Annotated in this window: 20 protein-coding genes, 1 other RNA gene and 1 riboswitch; of the genes, 8 read left to right on the top strand and 13 right to left on the bottom strand. The window is 64.5% G+C overall.

All coding sequences use genetic code 11. From position 1 onward, the window contains the following. Positions 1–57 precede the first annotated feature (57 nt). From P3T18_RS07065 to P3T18_RS07050, 4 genes are all read right to left on the bottom strand, one after another. Positions 58–516 (bottom strand): EVE domain-containing protein, encoded by a 459-nt coding sequence (locus tag P3T18_RS07065; RefSeq protein ID WP_429299211.1) that lies wholly within the window; start codon positions 514–516, stop codon positions 58–60. A gap of 195 nt (positions 517–711) precedes the next feature. Then, a non-coding RNA gene (ssrS, locus tag P3T18_RS07060) (6S RNA) lies at positions 712–893 on the bottom strand. Between the two features lie 115 nt (positions 894–1008). Beyond that, a complete protein-coding gene (locus P3T18_RS07055; protein ID WP_007175941.1) occupies positions 1009–1323 on the bottom strand; it encodes a cell division protein ZapA in 315 nt (104 codons plus the stop codon). After that, positions 1320–1688: an ATPase gene (locus P3T18_RS07050; RefSeq protein WP_429299210.1), complete on the bottom strand. Its 369-nt coding sequence runs from the start codon at positions 1686–1688 to the stop codon at positions 1320–1322. The genes P3T18_RS07055 and P3T18_RS07050 overlap by 4 nt, the downstream gene beginning before the upstream one ends. 208 nt (positions 1689–1896) lie before the next feature. Further along, positions 1897–2155: riboswitch (cobalamin riboswitch) on the top strand. Positions 2156–2244: 89 nt separating this feature from the next. Between P3T18_RS07050 and P3T18_RS07045 the strand changes: the two genes are divergently transcribed. The 6 genes from P3T18_RS07045 to cobC are packed head-to-tail and all read left to right on the top strand — an operon-like array spanning position 2245 to position 8553. Then, positions 2245–4173, top strand: a complete 1929-nt coding sequence (locus P3T18_RS07045; protein WP_429299209.1) for a TonB-dependent receptor domain-containing protein — start codon at positions 2245–2247, stop codon at positions 4171–4173. A gap of 3 nt (positions 4174–4176) precedes the next feature. Continuing rightward, positions 4177–5256 carry a FecCD family ABC transporter permease gene (locus P3T18_RS07040; protein WP_429299208.1) on the top strand — a complete coding sequence of 360 codons (1080 nt, stop codon included), beginning with the start codon at positions 4177–4179 and terminating at the stop codon, positions 5254–5256. Continuing rightward, positions 5253–6062 (top strand): ABC transporter ATP-binding protein, encoded by an 810-nt coding sequence (locus P3T18_RS07035; protein ID WP_429299207.1) that lies wholly within the window; start codon positions 5253–5255, stop codon positions 6060–6062. The genes P3T18_RS07040 and P3T18_RS07035 overlap by 4 nt, the downstream gene beginning before the upstream one ends. Before the next feature lie 44 nt (positions 6063–6106). Continuing rightward, the gene (gene cobT, locus P3T18_RS07030; protein ID WP_429299206.1) at positions 6107–7168 is read left to right on the top strand and encodes a nicotinate-nucleotide--dimethylbenzimidazole phosphoribosyltransferase; all 1062 of its coding nucleotides are present in this window, start codon (positions 6107–6109) and stop codon (positions 7166–7168) included. A gap of 33 nt (positions 7169–7201) precedes the next feature. Next, on the top strand, positions 7202–7978 hold the full coding sequence (locus tag P3T18_RS07025; protein WP_429299205.1) for an adenosylcobinamide-GDP ribazoletransferase: 777 nt from the start codon (positions 7202–7204) through the stop codon (positions 7976–7978). Further along, positions 7963–8553 carry an alpha-ribazole phosphatase gene (gene cobC / locus P3T18_RS07020; protein WP_429299204.1) on the top strand — a complete coding sequence of 197 codons (591 nt, stop codon included), beginning with the start codon at positions 7963–7965 and terminating at the stop codon, positions 8551–8553. Before P3T18_RS07025 ends, cobC begins: the two co-directional genes overlap by 16 nt. A 64-nt stretch (positions 8554–8617) precedes the next feature. Here the strand turns inward: cobC and P3T18_RS07015 are convergent, their stop codons facing one another. The 4 genes from P3T18_RS07015 to cobU are packed head-to-tail and all read right to left on the bottom strand — an operon-like array spanning position 8618 to position 12054. Then, a complete protein-coding gene (locus P3T18_RS07015) occupies positions 8618–9481 on the bottom strand; it encodes a cobalamin-binding protein (protein ID WP_429300059.1) in 864 nt (287 codons plus the stop codon). Between the two features lie 53 nt (positions 9482–9534). After that, positions 9535–10572 carry a threonine-phosphate decarboxylase CobD gene (cobD, locus tag P3T18_RS07010; RefSeq protein ID WP_429299203.1) on the bottom strand — a complete coding sequence of 346 codons (1038 nt, stop codon included), beginning with the start codon at positions 10570–10572 and terminating at the stop codon, positions 9535–9537. Then, entirely contained in the window at positions 10565–11500 is a 936-nt protein-coding gene (gene cbiB / locus P3T18_RS07005) for an adenosylcobinamide-phosphate synthase CbiB (RefSeq protein ID WP_429299202.1), read from the bottom strand. Before cbiB ends, cobD begins: the two co-directional genes overlap by 8 nt. Then, positions 11500–12054 (bottom strand): bifunctional adenosylcobinamide kinase/adenosylcobinamide-phosphate guanylyltransferase, encoded by a 555-nt coding sequence (gene cobU / locus P3T18_RS07000; protein ID WP_429299201.1) that lies wholly within the window; start codon positions 12052–12054, stop codon positions 11500–11502. The genes cbiB and cobU overlap by 1 nt, the downstream gene beginning before the upstream one ends. Positions 12055–12186: 132 nt before the next feature. Between cobU and P3T18_RS06995 the strand changes: the two genes are divergently transcribed. Next, positions 12187–13665, top strand: a complete 1479-nt coding sequence (locus P3T18_RS06995) for a cobyric acid synthase (protein ID WP_429300058.1) — start codon at positions 12187–12189, stop codon at positions 13663–13665. A 25-nt stretch (positions 13666–13690) separates the two neighbouring features. Here P3T18_RS06995 and P3T18_RS06990 read toward each other — a convergent pair whose 3' ends face one another. Further along, positions 13691–14110: a PaaI family thioesterase gene (locus P3T18_RS06990; protein ID WP_429299200.1), complete on the bottom strand. Its 420-nt coding sequence runs from the start codon at positions 14108–14110 to the stop codon at positions 13691–13693. A gap of 208 nt (positions 14111–14318) precedes the next feature. On the opposite strand from P3T18_RS06990, the gene P3T18_RS06985 reads away from it, so the two are divergent. Then, complete coding sequence (locus P3T18_RS06985; RefSeq protein ID WP_429299199.1) at positions 14319–14960, top strand: ParA family protein; 642 nt, start codon at positions 14319–14321, stop codon at positions 14958–14960. Between the two features lie 66 nt (positions 14961–15026). On the opposite strand, the gene panD is transcribed toward P3T18_RS06985, so the two are convergent. The 4 genes from panD to P3T18_RS06965 form a co-directional block, all read right to left on the bottom strand. Continuing rightward, positions 15027–15413 carry an aspartate 1-decarboxylase gene (panD, locus tag P3T18_RS06980; RefSeq protein ID WP_012432059.1) on the bottom strand — a complete coding sequence of 129 codons (387 nt, stop codon included), beginning with the start codon at positions 15411–15413 and terminating at the stop codon, positions 15027–15029. Positions 15414–15470: 57 nt separating this feature from the next. Beyond that, positions 15471–16304 (bottom strand): pantoate--beta-alanine ligase, encoded by an 834-nt coding sequence (gene panC / locus P3T18_RS06975; RefSeq protein WP_429299198.1) that lies wholly within the window; start codon positions 16302–16304, stop codon positions 15471–15473. Positions 16305–16550: 246 nt separating this feature from the next. Next, a complete protein-coding gene (locus P3T18_RS06970) occupies positions 16551–17426 on the bottom strand; it encodes a segregation and condensation protein A (RefSeq protein ID WP_429299197.1) in 876 nt (291 codons plus the stop codon). 4 nt (positions 17427–17430) lie between these two features. Continuing rightward, positions 17431–17616 (bottom strand): DUF3460 family protein, encoded by a 186-nt coding sequence (locus P3T18_RS06965; protein ID WP_007175923.1) that lies wholly within the window; start codon positions 17614–17616, stop codon positions 17431–17433. Positions 17617–17843: the final 227 nt, after the last annotated feature.

The raw sequence follows: 17843 nt of genomic DNA, 5'->3' as shown, positions 1-17843 counted from the left end.
GTCCGTTAGGCGCTTGTAACCTTCGCTTGGTTCCCGGATTCGACGCTTACCTCGATCTCAGACAAGCTGCTTCGTGATAAAGCGCCATTCGGCTTCGGTCACCGGCGTGATGGACAGGCGGTTGCCTTTGGCCAGCACGCGCATGTCCTTCAGTTCTTCATGCTCACGCAGAGCGGTGAGCGGAATCAGCGGAATTTTCTTTTTGAATACGACGTCGACGAGCAGCCAGCGCGGTGTTTCCTGCGACGACTTCGGATCGTAGTACGGACTCTTCTTGTCGAATTGTGTGGGGTCCGGATACGCGGTGGACGACACCTCGGCGAGACCCGCGATGCCCGGTTCGGGGCAACTCGAATGATAGAAGAGTACGCCGTCGCCGACCTGCATCACGTCGCGCATGAAGTTGCGCGCCTGATAGTTGCGCACGCCGGTCCATGGCAACGTGCGGTGCGGTGCATGGGCGAGATGGTCGATGCTTGCTTCGTCCGGTTCGGACTTCATTAGCCAGTAGCGCATGAATCGAATAGAACGTGGAGAGGTTGATGTTCCCGCGAAGGTCCCTGAAAACGCAACGCTAAAAACCCGACAGCAAAAGAACGCAGAAAAAACGCGGCGCCTGAACGTAGCACCGAACGCGGTACCTGAACGCAGCACCGAACGCAGCACCAAAAGAAAAACGGCACCGAACCGAAGTCCGATGCCGTTTTGAATAAGGTCCCCGCCTTAGCCGCTAGGCCGGCATCCTGAACCGGGGGTTCAGAATTGGTCGCAGTTAGCAGCACTTCGGGTACATCAGACAGAGTGACGCGCACACCCGTGCTACAAATTTCCGCAACCGTGCACATGGCATTGGTTCAAGGAATATATGACCTTGGCGAACCAGGCAGGGAAGCTTGACCTGTTGAACTCAAACGTTTGCCCGAGACTTCGCTCACGCACCTCACTTGAATTCGCAACCTGTCTCAGGACAGGTTGCTTGAAACTGTTTAGGTACTCAGTGCAGACCGCTTACTGCATGCTGTACTGCTGAATCACAGTACCCAGTTGTTCGTTCATTTGATGCATTGTACGCCGGATTTCCTCAGCGGGAAATGCTTCTCCGTGCCGCACGCTCGATTGAAGCTTAAGCAGTTCCGATGCCAGCGACAGCGCAGCCATGACAGCAATGCGATCCGTGCCGCGCACGTTGCTGTTGTTACGGATCTTCGACATTTCCGCGTCGACGCGAGCCACTGCTTCAAGCAGCGCGCCTTCGGTTTCCGGCGAGCAGGCGAGCCGGTACGGTACGCCCAGAATCGATACTTCGATCTGCTTGGTGGTCATGCATTTTCTCCGTGGCGGGTGGCTTCGCTATCGGCATTGACCTCGTGCGCGAGCTCCTGCTGCGCGGGCTCGAGCAGATCGAGCTGGTTGTCCGGCTCGTTGTGCGCGCGAGCGCGCGGCAGCTTCTCGATGATCGCATTCAGGCGCACCTGGGCGTCGTCGATTTTTGCCGACAGGGCGTCGCGTTCCGCTTGCAGCGCATCGCGCTCCTCGCGCAACAACGCGAGTTCGGTGCGCGTGGCTTCGGCCTCGGCGCGCGATTGCGCAAGCTGCTCTTCGAGCGCGAGACGCGCTTCGTTGTGCCGCTGGCTGATCGCGATCAGCTTGCCGATATTCTGTGAAAGTGATTCGAGTTCGGTGAGCATGTGCTGCGTCCTCTAAAGACATCGCATTTTAGCGCGGAATATCGCAGGTTCCGACTATTGTCTCGTTTCGAGACGTAACAACATCGCTTTATGCAGGCATTTTATGGACCTTACGATGAAAAACCACTCATGCATCGGACAATAACCTGCGTTTTACAGAACAGCACGAACACGTTTTGACGATTCTTGACGGGTCGGGAGGGCGCTCATAAACTGATCGTTCTCTGGTGCCCGCGCGCGCTTTTCATAGTGTGCGCAGTTAAACGGGAAGCAGGGCGCGCCGTTCATTTCTGCCGAACGCGCCAACCTGCGCTGCCCCCGCAACGGTAAGCGACCGCATCACATGCAGGTCGATTCCAACCGCATGTTCGAAGCTGAACGTGCGAGTGTGCCACTGCGCGTCACGCGTGGGAAGGCGGGATCGATGTGTCGCCAGCCCGGATACCGGCCAGAGGGAGAGTGTCGTCACCGCGCAAACGTTAAAGTGCGGGCGCCTCGTTACGCATCGGCCTGCGGGGAAGCGGGCCGCGCACGCTATCCACAGGAATACCACTCCATGTTGTCCCCCATCGCTCGTGCGGCGATGCTCGCGTTTGCGAGCACGCCGCTCGTCGTGCATGCGCAGGCCGCCGCGCTTGATGCGTCCGCTACGCCGTCGTCTTCCGCAGCGGACGCTGCACCGGCGGCCGCGTCGGTCGCTGCGTCTTCCGTCGCTGAGTCATCCGTCGTACTGTCGCCGCTCGTGGTCACCGCTGAACGCGGTCCGCAACCGCTTGCCGACGCCATTCCACAGACCACGCTGTTCGACCAGCAGGATATCGCCGACACCACCGCTACCGATCTGCCGGGTCTGCTGCAACTCGCACCGGGCGCGCAGATATCCCGCACGGGTGGTCCCGGTTCCACGACCAGCCTGTTTCTGCGCGGCGCGTCGTCGACTCAGTCGCTCGTGCTGATCGACGGCGTACGTGTCGATTCGGTGAGTCTCGGTTCGTCGCAACTCGCGCAGATTCCGCTCGATCAGGTCGATCACGTCGAAGTGGTCAACGGCAACGTGTCGGCGTTATACGGGTCGGGCGCGATCGGCGGCGTGGTGCAGGTCTTCACGAAAGACGGCGGCGATCATCCGCCGCGCTTCAATTTCTCGCTCGGCTACGGCAGCTATCACACGCAAACGCAGCAGGCGGGCGTGAACGGCGCGCTGGACAAAGACGGCAACACGACCTTCAGCATCTCGCTCGCGCGCTCGAAAGACGATGGCTTTTCCTCGCTGAATCCGCGTGAAGCGCCGGGCGCGAATCCGAATGCGAACGGCTATCTGAACGAGAGCATCAGTGCATCGCTGCGTCACAAGTTCAGCGAGAAGTGGGATGCAGGCGTCACGTATTTCCAGTCGAACGGCAACAACAGCTACGACAACGCGTATGGCGTGCCGACCGATCTGAACAATCTGTCCAGCAAGGTGCGCCAGGTGTCGGCGTTCGCAAACGGCAAGCTCACCGACTGGTGGACCACGCACTTCATCGTCTCCGAAGGCGACGATCGCAGCGTGTCGAACACCAACGGCGTCTACAACGGCCGCTTCGATACCGACAATCGCCAGTACACATGGCAGAACGATTTCGCGCTCGCCGCGCAGCAGAAACTGCAGGTGGGCTACGAGCATCTCGATCAGACGCTCGACTCGGACACGTTCGCCGCGCCAGACCGTCACGTGGATTCCGGCTTTGTCGGCTACACGGGACGCTTCGGACGCAACCAGATTCAGGCCAACGTTCGGCGCGATCAGTATTCCGATTTCGGCGGAGCGAACAGTTACTATCTCGGCTACGGTTTCGACATCACGAATCACTGGAAGGCAACCGCAAGCTATTCGGATTCGTTCCGCGCGCCGAGCTTCGACGATCTGTACTATCCGTTCAGCGGCAATCCATCGATCCAGCCCGAGCGCAGTCATTCGGTCGAAGCAGCATTGCAGTACGCGTCGAATGCGTTGGGCGTGATGCGGCTGAGTGCTTTCCAGACACGCTACTCGAATCTGATCGACTACCAGCAGGTGACGCCCGGCATCTACGTCGCCGAGAACGTCGGGCATGCGAAGGTGCAGGGGCTCGAAGGATCGTGGAGCGGTCACGTCGGTAAGACGGACGTGCGCGCGTCGCTCACGCTGCAGAATCCGGTCGATCTCGACAACGACGTCGACCTCGTGCGCCGCGCGCGGCGTTTCGGATCGCTGGCGGTGAATCGCAGCCTGGCCGGATGGCGCGTCGGCGGCGAGTGGATCGTGAGTGGACCGCGTGAAGACAGCAGCGGCAAGCTGGGCGGATACGGTGTCGTGAATCTGTCGGCGCGCTACAACTTCACGAAAGCGTGGTACGTGACGGCGCAAATCCAGAACCTGTTGAATAAGGACTATGAAACGGCCTACTCGTATAACTCGCCGCGACGCGGTGCCTATGTCACGGTCGGCTGGCAGCAGCAGTAACGCATGCCGTCCGCTGAGGGCGCGCGCTTGAACCGCGCTTCGGTTCCGGCGGTTTCGCCGGGCGCATCGTTGCGCGCGATGAGCGCGAAACGCGCGGCCACGATCTGGCTCGCGCTCGGCGTGATCGCGCTCGCGTTGCTGATGGCGTCGCTCGCGCTGGGCAGTGTGCCGCTCGCGCCGTCGCGCGTGCTCGCGGCGTTGCTGCCTTCGCAACACGGCACCTCGGACCTCGCCGCTGAAATCGTGCGCAATCTGCGTTTGCCGCGTGCATTAGCGGGTTTCGCGTGCGGCGCCTTGCTCGCGTTGGCCGGCGCATTGCTCCAGGTGCTGCTGCGCAATCCGCTGGCCGAACCGTATGTGCTCGGCGTCTCGGGCGGCGCGGCCACCTTCGCGTTGATCGCCATGATCGCGGGCTGCGCCTGGTGGATCGTCGACGCCAGCGCGTTCGCCGGCGCCTTCGTTTCCATTCTGCTGGTGCTCGGTCTTGCGCGCCGCGAGTTGTGGCGCGGCGAACCGCAGGACACGTCGCCCCGTTTGCTGCTGACCGGCGCGGTCATTGCCGCCGGTTGGGGCGCGCTCATCACCTTGCTGCTCAATCTCGCACCCGATAGCCGTTTGCGCGGCATGCTGTTCTGGCTGACCGGCGATCTGAACGGCGGCGCGTTGCCCTGGACGGCGCTCGCAGCGCTCGTCGTGGTGCTGGTGGCCATCGTGCCGTGCGCGCCGCAACTGAACGTGCTGCTGCGCGGCGATGCTGCCGCGCAGGCGCTCGGCGTCGCGGTGATGCCGCTGCGTTTGCGCGTGTATCTGGTGGCGTCGCTCGCGGCGGCGGCGGCGGTGACCACGGCGGGCACGATCGGCTTCGTCGGTCTCGTCGTGCCGCACATGCTGCGGCTCGCGTTCGGCAACGATCAGCGCATGCTGCTGCCGGCCGCCGCGCTCGGCGGCGGCGCGGCCGTGATGGGCGCCGATCTGATCGCGCGCACGGTGATCGCGCCGGCGCAGCTGCCGGTCGGCGTCATTACGTCGATTGTCGGCGTGCCGGTGTTTTTGTGGATGCTGCTGCGCAGGCGGCGCTCATGAAGGCATCGACCGCATTGCGTCCCGCTTCCGATGCTTCGCTGAGCGTCCAGCGTCTGAGCTTGCGCGCCGGCGCGCGGACCTTGCTCGACGCCTTCACGCACACCTTTTACGCGGGCGAAGTCTGGTGCATCGCGGGTCCGAACGGCGCGGGCAAGACTACGCTAATCTCGACGCTCGCCGGACTCTCCACGCCGTCGGCGGGACACGTCGAACTCGACGGCACGCGTCTCGCCGACTGGCCCGCGCTGCCGCTCGCACGGCGCCGCGCGTTGATGCCGCAAAGCGCGCACGATGCATTTAGCGCGAGCGTGCTCGACATCGTGACACTCAATCGCTTTCCGCACCTGAACGGTTGGGGCTGGGAACGCGAAGCGGATCGCGACGCGGCGCAGGCCGCACTGGATCTGCTCGGCCTCGCCGCTCTGGCCTCGCGTGACGTGCTGTCGCTCTCGGGCGGCGAACGTCAACGTGTTGCGCTGGCCGGCGTGATGTGTCAGGACGCTTCGTTGCTCCTGCTCGACGAGCCGCTCTCGCATCTCGATCTGCATCATCAGATTGACTGCCTCGACGCGCTGGTCGCCTGGACGCAGCAAGCCGCGCGCACGGTGCTGTTTTCCTGTCACGATCTGAATCTCGCGCGCCGCTTCGCCACGCACGCGTTGCTGCTCGACGGCGAAGGCGGCGCGTATGCCGGCCCGGTTCACGACGTACTGACGCCCACGCTCACGAGCCGCGCATTCGGCTATCCATTGATCCTGATTCGCGACGGCGAACACGAGGCGCTGATTCCCGCGCCGCACCGTTAGTCGTCCGCCGTCAGCTCAACTTACTCTTTTTACGCAGACCCCTTATGACTTCACTGCCACGTTTGCCGGGATTGCCCGAAGTCGAGCCGCTCGATCAGTCCATGCGCGCCGAACTGCAACACATCATCGATACGAAGACCAAGCCGCCCGGCAGTCTCGGCCGGCTCGAAACGCTGGCTCGACAGATGGGTCTGATCCAGCGCAGCACGCGTCCCGCCGTGACACGTCCGGCGATGATCGTGTTCGCCGGCGACCACGGCATTGCCAACGAAGGCGTGAGTCCTTATCCGCAAGCCGTCACCGCGCAAATGGTCGCCAACTTTCTGGCCGGCGGCGCAGCGATCAACGCATTGAGCCGCGTCGCGGGCATCGAACTCGAAGTGGTGAACGCGGGCATTGCAACGCCCTTGCCGTCCACCGCAGGTCTCGTCGACATTCCGGTCGCGGCCGGCACGCGCAACTTCGCGCACGAACCCGCCATGACGCGCGAGGAAGCCTTGGCCGCGATGCGCGCGGGCGCCGCTCGCGTGCAGCATCACGCTGCGCTCGGCACCAACGTGATCGGCTTCGGCGAAATGGGCATTGCCAATACGTCGGCGGCGGCGTGTCTGATGAGCCGTCTGTGCAGCGTGCCGATCGACGAATGCGTGGGGCGCGGCACCGGACTCGACAACGCCGGACTCGCGCACAAACGCAACGTGCTGGCGTCGGCGCTCGCGCGTCATCCTGAAACGGTCGACGCCATCGATGCGCTCGCCACGTTCGGCGGTTTCGAGATCGCCATGATGGCGGGCGCGTATCTCGCCGCGGCGCAGGCGCGCATGACGATTCTCGTCGACGGATTCATCGCCACGTCGGCACTGCTGGTGGCCGACGCCTATGCGCCGAGTGTGCGCGACTACTGTGTGTTCGCGCATGCGTCGAACGAAGCGGGGCATCGGCGCATGCTCGATTACTTCGGCGCATTGCCGCTGCTCTCGCTCGACATGCGTCTCGGCGAAGGCACCGGCGCGGCGCTCGCCGTACCCTTGTTGCGCGCGGCCACCGCGTTCGTCAACGAGATGGCGAGCTTCGAATCGGCCGGTGTCGCGAATCGCGATGCCTGAAACTTCATACCGAAACCCACGCCCGGCCCATTCATGAATCCGCTTGCTGAACTGCGCTATTTCTTCACGGCGCTCGGCTATTTCACGCGCGTGCCGGTGCCGCGCTGGGTCGGCTTCGAACCGCATTATCTGAACGCGGCGGCGCGCTATTTTCCGCTCGTCGGTTTATTGATCGGCGGATTGAGCGCGCTCGTTTATCTCGCGGCCTTGCATGTGTTTCCCGCGGGCGTGGCGGTGTTGCTGTCGATGGCGGCGTCGTTGCTCGTCACCGGAGCGTTTCACGAAGATGGTCTCGCCGATTGCGTCGATGCGTTCGGTGGCGCCTATACGCGCGAAGATGTGCTTCGTATCATGCATGACTCGCGCATCGGCGCGTTCGGCGCTATTGCGCTCGTAATCGCACTTGCGTTGAAATGGCAAATGCTCGCCGCGTTGCCGCCCACGCGCGCGGCGGCGCTGATGATTGCCGCGCATGCCGCGAGTCGTACTGCAGCAATCAGCTATCTGGTCACGCTCGACTACGTGCGCGCCGAAGGCAAGGCGCGGCCGGTCGCTCAACGTCTGGGCAATCGCGCATTCGTTTGCACGCTCGTCTCCGGATTGCCGTGGCTGCTGTGGCCGAATGGATTCGCGTCGCCCGACTGGCGCTTCGCGGGCACGGCGTTAGCTGTGCTGATGGTATTGCGTTATGCCGCAGGCCGCTATTTCGTCAGACGCATTGGCGGTTATACCGGCGACTGCCTCGGCTTCGCACAACAGATTTTTGAATTGAGCATCTACATGGTGGGGCTCGCATGGATATCGTCCTGATTCGCCATCCTGCCGTCGCGCTGGACGCCGGCGTGTGTTACGGAAATAGCGACGTGGCGCTCGCGGAAGACGTGGAAGCGAGCGCAAGCAAACTGGCTTTGAAACTTGCCACCTTGCAGGTGCCGCCGCCGCGCGTCGCGATCTCGAGTCCGCTGACGCGCTGCGCGAGTTTCGCCGTTGCCCTCGCGAACAATTTCGGCTGCACGGTCAGTCAGGACGCCAGCCTGAAGGAAATGGATTTCGGCGACTGGGAACAGCAGCGCTGGGACGAGATCGACCGTACGCAACTGGACGAATGGGCCGCCAATTTCGAGCATGCGCGTGCGCATGGCGGCGAGAGCGTGGCGCAGTTCGTCGAACGTGTGCGGACCTGGTTCGATGCATTTGCGCAGACGCGCGAACTGGCGCCGGCTTATGTGGTGACGCACGCGGGCGTGATGCGCGTGATCGGATCGCTCGCGCTGGAGGTGTCGCTCGAACGCTGCCTGCGATGGTCGATCGATATGGCGGGCATCGTCTGGCTGCGCCGCAGTGAAGACAACGCTCAGTGGTCGCTGGTCAGATGGAATGCCTGAGCTGAGCGCGCGCGGTGAATACGGCCGTGAACGCAACAGCGTGTCATGACGTCACTCGTGCGTGTCACTCGCCGCGCTTCCTGTGCGAACGCGCGGCCTCGAGGTCTTCGCACAGCAGCTTCGCGCCTTCTGCGAGACGCGGCGCGGGACGATTGATCAGATCGCCGTCGATCGCGAACAGGTTGTCGTTCGCGACCGCCTTCAGAGCGGGCCACGCGCGCCACATGCCGAGTTGCGGCAAACCCGTATCGGATTTCGTCGCGCCTTGCGCGGCGGTCACGATGGCTTCGGGGTTCGCCGCCAGCACGGCTTCCGTGGAGACGGTGGGCACGAGCGGTTCGAGCGACGCGAAGACGTTGCGTCCGCCGCACAGCGCGATCACGTCGCTGAGCATATGTTCGCCGTTGAGCGTCATCAGCGGTTGATCCCACACCTGATAAAACACGCTGACCGGCGGCCGGCTCGCATACTGCGCGCGCAAGGCCGCGATGTCCCGCCGATAACGCGTCGCGGCGGCGTCGGCGGTGGCGGAAGTGCCGAGCAACGCGCCGAGTTTCGTCAACGAAACGGCGACGTCGTCGAGACGCCGCGGCTCGCTGAAAAACAGCGGCACGTGCAGTTCGCGCAGACGGTCGAGCTGGCGCTGCGCATTGCCGTGCCGCCATACCACGATCAGATCGGGCTTCAGCGCGACGATGCGTTCGAGGTCCAGCGCCTTGTTGTCGCCCACGCGCGGCAACTGTTTTGCTTCCGGCGGATAGTCGCTATAGCTGACGGCGCCGACCATTTTCGTGGCGCCGCCCGCCGCGTACAGCAATTCGGTGACGTGCGGCGCGAGGCTGATGACGCGTTGAGCCGGCGCGGCGAGCGTGACGGTCGCGCCGGTGTCGTCGGTGACCGTGATGGCGGCGTGGGCGAGGCTCGTCATGCCGGCGGTCAGCGCGGCTGCGTACACCCAGCGCGCGAGTCGGGTTGTCAGATTCACAGCGAATGGTTCATGCAAAGGTTCAGGCTCGTTTCGAAGCGCGTCCATTCCGCTTCACTCGCGGGCAGGCCGAAGCGGACGCTGCCGGACGCCGCGAACAGTCGCGTCCAGATGGCGTGGCGTGCCAGCGCATCGTGAAGCGCCGGCGCGCGAGCGTCGCGGGTCCAGGCGAAGAGCGGGGTGCTGTGCGTGACCAGACCGTGCGCATTGAGCAAGCCGACGAGGCGGGCGCTGTCGCTGTCGAGACGCAAGCGCATGTCCGCTTGCCATGCGGTGTCGTCCAATGCGGCTTTGACGGCGTGACGCGCGGGGCCGCTCACGGTCCACGCGCCGAGCATTTGACGCAATGAGTCGAGCAGCGAGGGCGCGGCGAGGACAAAGCCCGCCCGCACACCGGCCAGGCCAAAAAATTTGCCCGGCGAACGCAGCACGATCAGACCCGCGCGATGCGTGTGAGCCGCGAGCGAGCCACCGGGCAGCGCGTCGGCGAAAGCTTCGTCCACCAGCAGACTGCCGCCGCGCGCGCTCAACTGTGCGTGCCATTGCAACAGCGTGTCGGCGCTGACGTGCTCGGCGGTCGGATTATTTGGATTCACCACGGCCACGTGAGTGATCGCGTCCGGCAATTCATCGCAACGAATGTCGAGCGGCACGACGCGATGTCCGGCCCGTTCGAAAGCAGGCGCATATTCGCTGTAGGTGAGCGGCGCGATGCCGACGGTGGCACGCGGCAACAGCGCGGGCAAGACGCGAATCGCCGCCTGGCTGCCGGCTACCGGCAGCACGTGCGCGACGTCTGGCGCGCCGTAGTAGCGCGCGGCGCACGCGGCGAATCCGTCGCCCTCGTCGGGCAGCCGGCGCCACGCATCGGCGGGAACCGGCGGCACCGGATAGCCGTGCGGATTGATGCCGGTGGAAAGATCGAGCCACTCCCCGTACGGAATACCGTAACGCGACGCCGCTTCGTGAAGGTTGCCGCCGTGGACCACGGCGCCGGACTGCGCTTCGTCACGCGAGAACGGATGGTCAGACATTGAAGGGCACGCTCAGCAGCGCCAGCACGATCAACACCGCCAGCCAGAGAATCACCGTGCGCTCGACCAGCGCCAACGCCGCCGTCACGTGCGCGGCTTTCGCGGAGTGACCGAAGCCGAGCGTCGGCCGATGTTCGAGCGTGCCGTGATAGACGGCCGGTCCGCCGATCAACACATTCAGACTGCCCGCGCCCGACGACATCACCGGTCCCGCGTTCGGGCTGTCCCAGCGCGGCGCCTGCTCGCGCCAGCAGCGCAGCGCGGTGCGCGTGTCGCCGAGCAGCGCGTAGCTCATCGCGGTGAGGCGGGCCGGAATCCAGTTGAGCACGTCGTCCAGACGCGCGGCGGCCCAGCCGAAACGCAGATAGCGCTGCGTGCGGTAGCCCCACATGGCGTCGAGCGTATTGGCCAGACGAAAGCCGAGTGCGCCGGGACCGCCCGCGATCGCGAACCAGAACAGCGCGCCGAAGATCGCGTCGTTGCCGTTTTCGAGCGCGGATTCCACGGCGGCGCGCGAGAGTGCGCCTTCGTCGGCGTCGGCGGTCTCGCGCGAAACGATGCGCGCGGTGAGCGTGCGCGCCTGGGCGAGGTCGCGCTGCACGAGCGCCTGCGCGATCGGCGCGATGTGTTCGTGCAGACTGCGCGCGCCGAGCGCGAACCACAGCAGCATGACGTGCACGGCGCACGCCCAGTAGAACGGCAGGATCGACACCAGCAGCCACGCGAACAGGACGGGCGGCAGGACGGCCAGCCCCCACGCGAGCAGTCCTTTCAGACGCAGACGGCGGCCCGTGTTGTAGCGCTTTTCGAGGCGCAGCGCCCATTTGCCGAAGCCGACCAGCGGATGCGCGGTGCGCGGCTCGCCCAGCCAGCGGTCGACGGCGACTCCGGCGGTGGCGAGCGTAACGAGCAGAGGGAGCGAGAGCATCACGCGGCGCCTGCGGTTTTCAGCGCGAGCGGCAGGCCCGCGACCATCATCGTGGCGCGGGTGCTCAACGCCGCGATGCGCTGGTTGAGCCGGCCGAGTTCGTCGACGTAAAGACGCGTGGCGGCGCCGAGCGGCACCACGCCCAGACCGATTTCATTGCTCACGACGATGATCCTGCTCCGGGCGCTGGCGAGTGCCGTTTCGAACGCGTCGAGCCGCGCCTGGTATTGGTCGGCCGGCAGCGGCTCGCCTTCGGCCGGACACAGCAGATTGGCCAGCCACAAGGTCAGGCAGTCGATCAGGAGACAGTGTCCGGGCGCGTCGTTCTGTTCGAGCGCGCCGGCGAGATCGACGGGCGCCTCGACCAGCCCCCAGTGCGCCGGACGGCGCGCGCGATGATGCGCGATGCGCTCGCTGAATTCGGCGTCGTTCGCGAGACGCGCGGTGGCGATGTAAGTGACGGGCAGGGCGCTCTGATTCGCCAGTTGCTCGGCGTGCAGACTCTTGCCCGAGCGGGCGCCGCCGAGAACGAAAGTGAGGTCGCGGGAAATCATCGCGTGATTGTACCGGCGTGCAGCGCGCGCGGGCGCGATGGGATAATGCGGCGTTGCGCTTAAACCCCTCGGCCTTCCGTGACCAACACTTCGACTCCGCAAGACGCTTTACCTGTGCCGCGCGGCACGCTGATGATCCAGGGCACCACCTCCGACGCGGGCAAAAGCACGCTGGTCGCTGGCTTGTGCCGGCTCGCGCGTCGTGCCGGCGTTCGGGTTGCGCCGTTCAAGCCGCAGAACATGGCGCTCAACAGCGCGGTGACCGTCGACGGCGGCGAGATCGGCCGCGCGCAGGCTTTGCAGGCGGTGGCGGCGGGCATTGCCGCGCACACCGATCTGAACCCGGTGCTGCTCAAGCCGACCAGCGACCGCGGCGCACAGGTCATCATCCACGGCAAGGCGCGCATGAATCTCGACGCGCGCGCTTATCACGACTACAAGCCTGTCGCCTTCGAAGCCGTGCTGCAATCGTATGCGCGTCTGCAAGCGGCTTACGAGACGATCTTCGTGGAAGGCGCGGGCAGTCCCGCCGAGATCAATCTGCGTGATCGCGACATCGCCAACATGGGTTTCGCGGAAGCGGTGGATTGTCCCGTCGTGCTGGTCGCCGATATCGATCGGGGCGGCGTGTTCGCGCACCTGACCGGCACGCTGGCCTGTTTGTCGGCGAGCGAGCAGGCGCGGGTGCGCGGCTTCATCATCAACCGGTTCCGCGGCGATATCGGTCTGCTCAAGCCGGGGCTCGACTGGCTCGAAGCCAGGACCGGCAAGCCGGTGCTCGGCGTCGTGCCTTATCTGCACGGACTCACGCTCGACGCCGAAGACATGCTGCCGCCGGAATTGCGCGCGGCGCACGCCGGCGACGCGAAGCGCATGTTGCGCGTGGTCGTGCCGGTGTTGCCGCACATCAGCAATCACACGGATTTCGATGCGCTGCGCGCGCATCCGCAAGTCGATTTCCATTACGTGCGCAGCGGCACGCCGCCGCCGGCCGCGGATCTGATCGTCCTGCCCGGTTCGAAGAACGTGCGCGGCGATCTGGCGTTTCTGCGCGAGCAGGGTTGGGACGCGGTCCTGCAACGTCATTTGCGCTACGGCGGCCGCGTGATCGGCATTTGCGGCGGCATGCAGATGCTCGGGCGTGAGGTGGCCGACCCGCACGGCGTGGAAGGCGCGCCGGGCGCCAGCGCGGGACTCGGCTGGCTCGATTACTCGACCGTGCTGACGCGCGAGAAGACCCTGAAGAACGTGCGCGGCCATCTCGCGTTGCCGGGTTCGCCCGACGTGGCCGGCTACGAGATTCACATGGGCGTGACCGAAGGCCCGGCGCTCGACGCCGCCGCGCTGCATCTGAGCGACGTGGATCCGGCAGCCGGGCAAAACGCAGCGCATCCCGACGGCGCGCGCTCCGCCGACGGCCAGATTCTCGCCACATACGTGCACGGCCTGTTCGATACGCCCGCCGCCTGTTCGGCGCTGCTCGCGTGGGCCGGCCTGAGCGACGCCGAGGCGATCGACTACCCGGCGTTGCGCGAGGCGTCGCTGGACCGGCTGGCGGATACGCTGGCGGCCCATCTCGATCTGCACAAGCTGTTTGCCGCGATCGGCTGACGGCGTGCGTTCAGGCCGCCGCGGCTCAGTACAGGACGATCTGCGTGCAGCGGAACAGCGCCATGGTCTTGCCGTTCGGATCGGTCACGGTAGCGTCCCAAACCTGCGTGCTGCGGCCCAGATGCACGCCTTTGGCGACCGTGCGGATCGTGCCTTCGGTGGCGGTGCCGAGGAAATTGCTCTTCAGTTCGACGGTGGTGAAATTGCGTGCCGTTTCCGGCAGATGGGCGAGGCAGGCATAGCCGCAGGCGGTGTCCGCGAGGCCGATCACGGTGGCGGCATGCAAAAAACCGTTGGGCGCCAGCAATTCTTTGCGCACCGTCAATTCGGCCACCAGAACGCCTTGCTCCAGTTCCAGCACACGCACGCCCAGCAGGCCGGGCAGGGTGCCCTGCTGGCGTTCGTGCAGGCGCTCGACGGTGTATTCCTCGCGAAGTTTGCTCATCAGAATCGGGTCCTTGGTCGAAAAATCGGGGATCGGCAAAGGCCATTAGCCGTTCGGGGGCTTCGGCCCTGCTGCATTTGTCGATATTATCAACGGCTGGACCGGCAGGCGGCGCCGAAACCGGCACGGATCGGGCGCCGTCCGCGCAGGTCGCGAGCGTATCGCGGCAAACCGGCTGGCAGCGCCAGCCTTCTTCCCGGGAGAATTCATGACGGTAATCGTGGTGGCGAATCCGAAGGGCGGCGTGGGCAAAAGCACGCTGTCGACCAATCTGGCGGGCTATTTCGCGGCATCCGGCGAATGGGTCGCGCTGGCCGACCTGGACAAGCAGCAGTCCGCCCACGCGTGGCTGGCGCTTCGGCCCGACACCTTGCCGCCCATCGAAACGTGGGAAGTCGACCCCGAAACGCCCGTCAAGCCGCCGAAAGGTCTGGAGCACGCGGTCATCGACACGCCGGCGGGTTTGCACGGCAATCGCCTCAATATCGCGCTGGATCTCGCCGACAAGGTGATCGTCCCACTGCAGCCGTCCATGTTCGATATTCTCGCTACGCAAGACTTTCTGGAGCGTCTGGCCAAGGAAAAAGCGGTGCGCAAAGGGGCGATCGAGGTCGGCGTGGTGGGCATGCGAGTGGATTCACGCACGCGTTCGGCGGAGCAACTGCACCGTTTCGTGGAAAGTCTGAAGCTGCCGGTGCTGGGTTTCCTGCGCGATACGCAGAATTACGTACAGGTCGCGGCGCACGGACTGACGCTGTGGGACGTGGCGAAAAGCCGGGTGGAGAAAGATCTGGAGCAGTGGCAGCCGATTATCGAATGGGCCAGCGCGAAGAACAGCAAGAAAGCGTGAAGCAGGCAGGCGGCGAGGCCGCCCGCCGCGGGCAGGTCAGATCGGCGCCGGAGAGGCGCGGTGATCTCAGGTCCAGTTCTGCGTCGGAACGTGATCGCGGCTGCCCTTGATTTTGTTGTTGTCGTCCACGAAGACCAGATCGGGCTTCCAGCCTGCCTTCAGTTCCGCCTCGTCCACCACCGCAAACGCCGCGATGATCACCAGGTCGCCCAGTTGCGCGCGGCGCGCGGCCGAACCGTTCAGCGAAATCATGCCGCTGCCGCGTTCGCCCTTGATGGCGTAGGTGGAGAAACGCTCGCCGTTGTTGATATTCCAGATGTCGATCCGCTCATTTTCGACAATGTTCGCGGCTTCCAGCAGATCTTCGTCGATCGCGCATGAACCTTCGTAGTGCAGTTCGCAGTGCGTCACCGCGACGCGGTGAATCTTCGACTTCAACATATTGCGTTGCATGACCCATTCCTTGTGCTTCTAATGCCGTGCGGCGTCCTGGCGTGAACTGTCGGGACGTCAGATTTCGAGGTTGTCGATGAGGCGGGTGGCGCCGAGCTTGGCCGCGGCCAGCACGACCAGTTCCGCGTTCGCATCCTGCGCGCCCGGCGGCAGCAGGTTCGAGCGCTTGCGCACGGCGATGTAGTCGGGCTGCCAGCCGCGCGCGGCGAGCGCCGCCATCGCGGCCTGTTCGAGTTTTGCGAAATCGCGTTCGCCGCCGAGCACGGCTTCGCGCACGCGATTCAGTTCGGCCGCGAGGACCGGCGCTTCGGCGCGCTCGGCCGCCTGCAGATAGCGGTTGCGCGAGCTGAGGGCGAGGCCGTCGGCGTCACGCACGGTTTCGGCGGCGATGATGTCGGTGGGCAACGCGAACTGATGACACATGCGGCGCACGATCATCAACTGCTGATAGTCCTTCTTGCCGAACACGGCAACGCGCGGCTGCACGCAGGACATCAGCTTCATCACCACCGTGCACACGCCCTGAAAGAAGCCGGGGCGGAACTCGCCTTCGAGAATGTCGCCGAGATCGTGCGGCGGATGAACGCGATATTCCTGCGGTTCCGGGTACAGGTCGCGTTCCGTGGGCGCGAACAGCACGTAGACGCCTTCTTTCTGCAGCTTCTCGATGTCGGCTTCCATCGTGCGCGGATATTTGTCGAAGTCTTCGTTCGGGCCGAATTGCAGGCGGTTCACGAAGATGCTGGCCACCACCGGATCGCCGTGCTGACGCGCGAGACGCATCAGCGAAAGATGGCCTTCGTGCAGGTTGCCCATGGTCGGCACGAAGGCGGTGCGATTCTGGCCACGCAACTGGTCGCGCAATTCATGGATCGAGCTGATGACTTTCATGATTGGACTGGGATTTCCTTGCGCCGCGCGAGACCCGGTTGGCGCAAATAGTCAGGCATTTGCGCGGCCCGTCGCCTCACTGATGATGACAGGTTCGAAGCGCGGGATTGTAGTGGATTTGAGCGGGCGGCGCACCGAAACGAGGCGCATGCACCATGTCTGGAACATGCGGGGCCTGGTTTGCTGCCCGGCTTGCGTTCGCACTGCGGCCGCATGGTGCCACGACGCCGGCGCACTGGTACGCCATCAGGCCGGCAGGTAGGCGAGCCGCACGTAGATGGGCGCGAACGGTTCGGCCTGGGTGATCTCGACCAGCGATTCGCGGCACAACTCCAGCATGGCGATGAAATTCACCACCACGACCGGTACGCCCTTGCTCGTGTCGAAGAGGTCGGAGAACTCCATGAAGCGCGCGTTCTGCAGTTGCCGCAGGATCGTGCTCATGTGCTCGCGCACCGACAGTTCTTCGCGCGAAATCTTGTGATGCTGCACCAGCTTCGCGCGCTTGATCACATCGGCCCACGCGGAGCGCAGGTCTTCGCTGTTCACGTCGGGAAAGCGCGGCGTGATGCTCTGCTCGATGTAGACCTCGGCGCGCAGGAAGTCGCGGCCGAGTTGCGGCAACTGGTCGATACGCTGCGCGGCGAGCTTCATCTGCTCGTACTCGAGCAGGCGGCGCACCAGTTCCGCGCGCGGGTCTTCGGCCTCTTCGCCGCTGTCGGCTTTCTTGACCGGCAACAGCATGCGCGACTTGATCTCGATCAGCATCGCGGCCATCAGCAGATATTCGGAGGCGAGTTCGAGATTGGTCTGGCGCAACTGGTCGACGTAACCCAGATACTGCACCGTGACGTCCGCCATCGGAATATCGAGCACGTTGAAGTTCTGCTTGCGGATCAGGTACAGCAACAGGTCCAGCGGACCTTCGAAGGTTTCGAGGAAAACTTCGAGCGCGTCCGGCGGAATGTAGAGGTCGGTGGGCAGCTTGAAAAGCGGCTCGCCATACAGACGCGCGAACGCGATGCCGTCGACGGTATCGGGCGTCGAATCGGTAGTGGGCGCGGCGAGCGCTGCGTCGGCAGGCGCCGGGGTCGCGCCCTGTGCCTCGTCGGCGTGACTCACGCGCTTAGAAGTTCTGATAGTACGAGTAAGGCGTTTGCTCGACGCGCGAGGCTTTCTGCTCGGCGCGCTCTTCGAGATCGATCGGCTGTTTGTCCCACAGCAGCGCGCGGCCGCGGCGTTGCTCGGCTTCCAGATTGGGCTTCTGTTGCTTGAGCTGGTTCAGGAACTGGGTGATGTCCGATTGATACATGGCTCGACGTCCGTGGTGTGGGAACTGGCGCCGGCCGGGGAATTCCGGCTGGAATTCCGCGTGGCCTCGCCGCTATTCCATAATTTTACCGCATGCGCCGCGTCCGGTCTAAAAACGGCGACAGGCTTTGTCGAGGTGCGGCGAAATCGGCTGGAACCCGCGCCCCGGCAGCGCGTCAAAGGCGGGCGCGTGGCGTCGGATGCCTGTCTTTCAGTTGCCATGCATGA

The sequence above is a fragment of the Paraburkholderia sp. GAS199 genome (genome assembly GCF_050436585.1).
Classification (GTDB): Bacteria; Pseudomonadota; Gammaproteobacteria; order Burkholderiales; family Burkholderiaceae; genus Paraburkholderia.
The sequence above is the reverse complement of the archived record's forward strand: the minus strand, read 5'-3'. Positions and strand labels throughout refer to the sequence as shown.

What these genes read in the sequence shown, in the direction of transcription:
- panC (WP_429299198.1), bottom strand. Translation starts at nt 16,304, where the DNA reads ATGAAAGTCATCAGCTCGATCCATGAATTGCGCGACCAGTTGCGTGGC.
- P3T18_RS07015 (WP_429300059.1), bottom strand. Translation starts at nt 9,481, where the DNA reads ATGACGAGCCTCGCCCACGCCGCCATCACGGTCACCGACGACACCGGC.
- cobD (WP_429299203.1), bottom strand. Translation starts at nt 10,572, where the DNA reads ATGTCTGACCATCCGTTCTCGCGTGACGAAGCGCAGTCCGGCGCCGTG.
- P3T18_RS07050 (WP_429299210.1), bottom strand. Translation starts at nt 1,688, where the DNA reads ATGCTCACCGAACTCGAATCACTTTCACAGAATATCGGCAAGCTGATC.
- cobU (WP_429299201.1), bottom strand. Translation starts at nt 12,054, where the DNA reads ATGATTTCCCGCGACCTCACTTTCGTTCTCGGCGGCGCCCGCTCGGGC.
- P3T18_RS06965 (WP_007175923.1), bottom strand. Translation starts at nt 17,616, where the DNA reads ATGTATCAATCGGACATCACCCAGTTCCTGAACCAGCTCAAGCAACAG.
- cobC (WP_429299204.1), top strand. Translation starts at nt 7,963, where the DNA reads ATGGATATCGTCCTGATTCGCCATCCTGCCGTCGCGCTGGACGCCGGC.
- P3T18_RS07065 (WP_429299211.1), bottom strand. Translation starts at nt 516, where the DNA reads ATGCGCTACTGGCTAATGAAGTCCGAACCGGACGAAGCAAGCATCGAC.
- P3T18_RS07045 (WP_429299209.1), top strand. Translation starts at nt 2,245, where the DNA reads ATGTTGTCCCCCATCGCTCGTGCGGCGATGCTCGCGTTTGCGAGCACG.
- P3T18_RS07025 (WP_429299205.1), top strand. Translation starts at nt 7,202, where the DNA reads ATGAATCCGCTTGCTGAACTGCGCTATTTCTTCACGGCGCTCGGCTAT.
- panD (WP_012432059.1), bottom strand. Translation starts at nt 15,413, where the DNA reads ATGCAACGCAATATGTTGAAGTCGAAGATTCACCGCGTCGCGGTGACG.
- P3T18_RS07040 (WP_429299208.1), top strand. Translation starts at nt 4,177, where the DNA reads ATGCCGTCCGCTGAGGGCGCGCGCTTGAACCGCGCTTCGGTTCCGGCG.
- P3T18_RS07055 (WP_007175941.1), bottom strand. Translation starts at nt 1,323, where the DNA reads ATGACCACCAAGCAGATCGAAGTATCGATTCTGGGCGTACCGTACCGG.
- P3T18_RS06990 (WP_429299200.1), bottom strand. Translation starts at nt 14,110, where the DNA reads ATGAGCAAACTTCGCGAGGAATACACCGTCGAGCGCCTGCACGAACGC.
- P3T18_RS07035 (WP_429299207.1), top strand. Translation starts at nt 5,253, where the DNA reads ATGAAGGCATCGACCGCATTGCGTCCCGCTTCCGATGCTTCGCTGAGC.
- cobT (WP_429299206.1), top strand. Translation starts at nt 6,107, where the DNA reads ATGACTTCACTGCCACGTTTGCCGGGATTGCCCGAAGTCGAGCCGCTC.
- P3T18_RS06985 (WP_429299199.1), top strand. Translation starts at nt 14,319, where the DNA reads ATGACGGTAATCGTGGTGGCGAATCCGAAGGGCGGCGTGGGCAAAAGC.
- cbiB (WP_429299202.1), bottom strand. Translation starts at nt 11,500, where the DNA reads ATGCTCTCGCTCCCTCTGCTCGTTACGCTCGCCACCGCCGGAGTCGCC.
- P3T18_RS06995 (WP_429300058.1), top strand. Translation starts at nt 12,187, where the DNA reads ATGATCCAGGGCACCACCTCCGACGCGGGCAAAAGCACGCTGGTCGCT.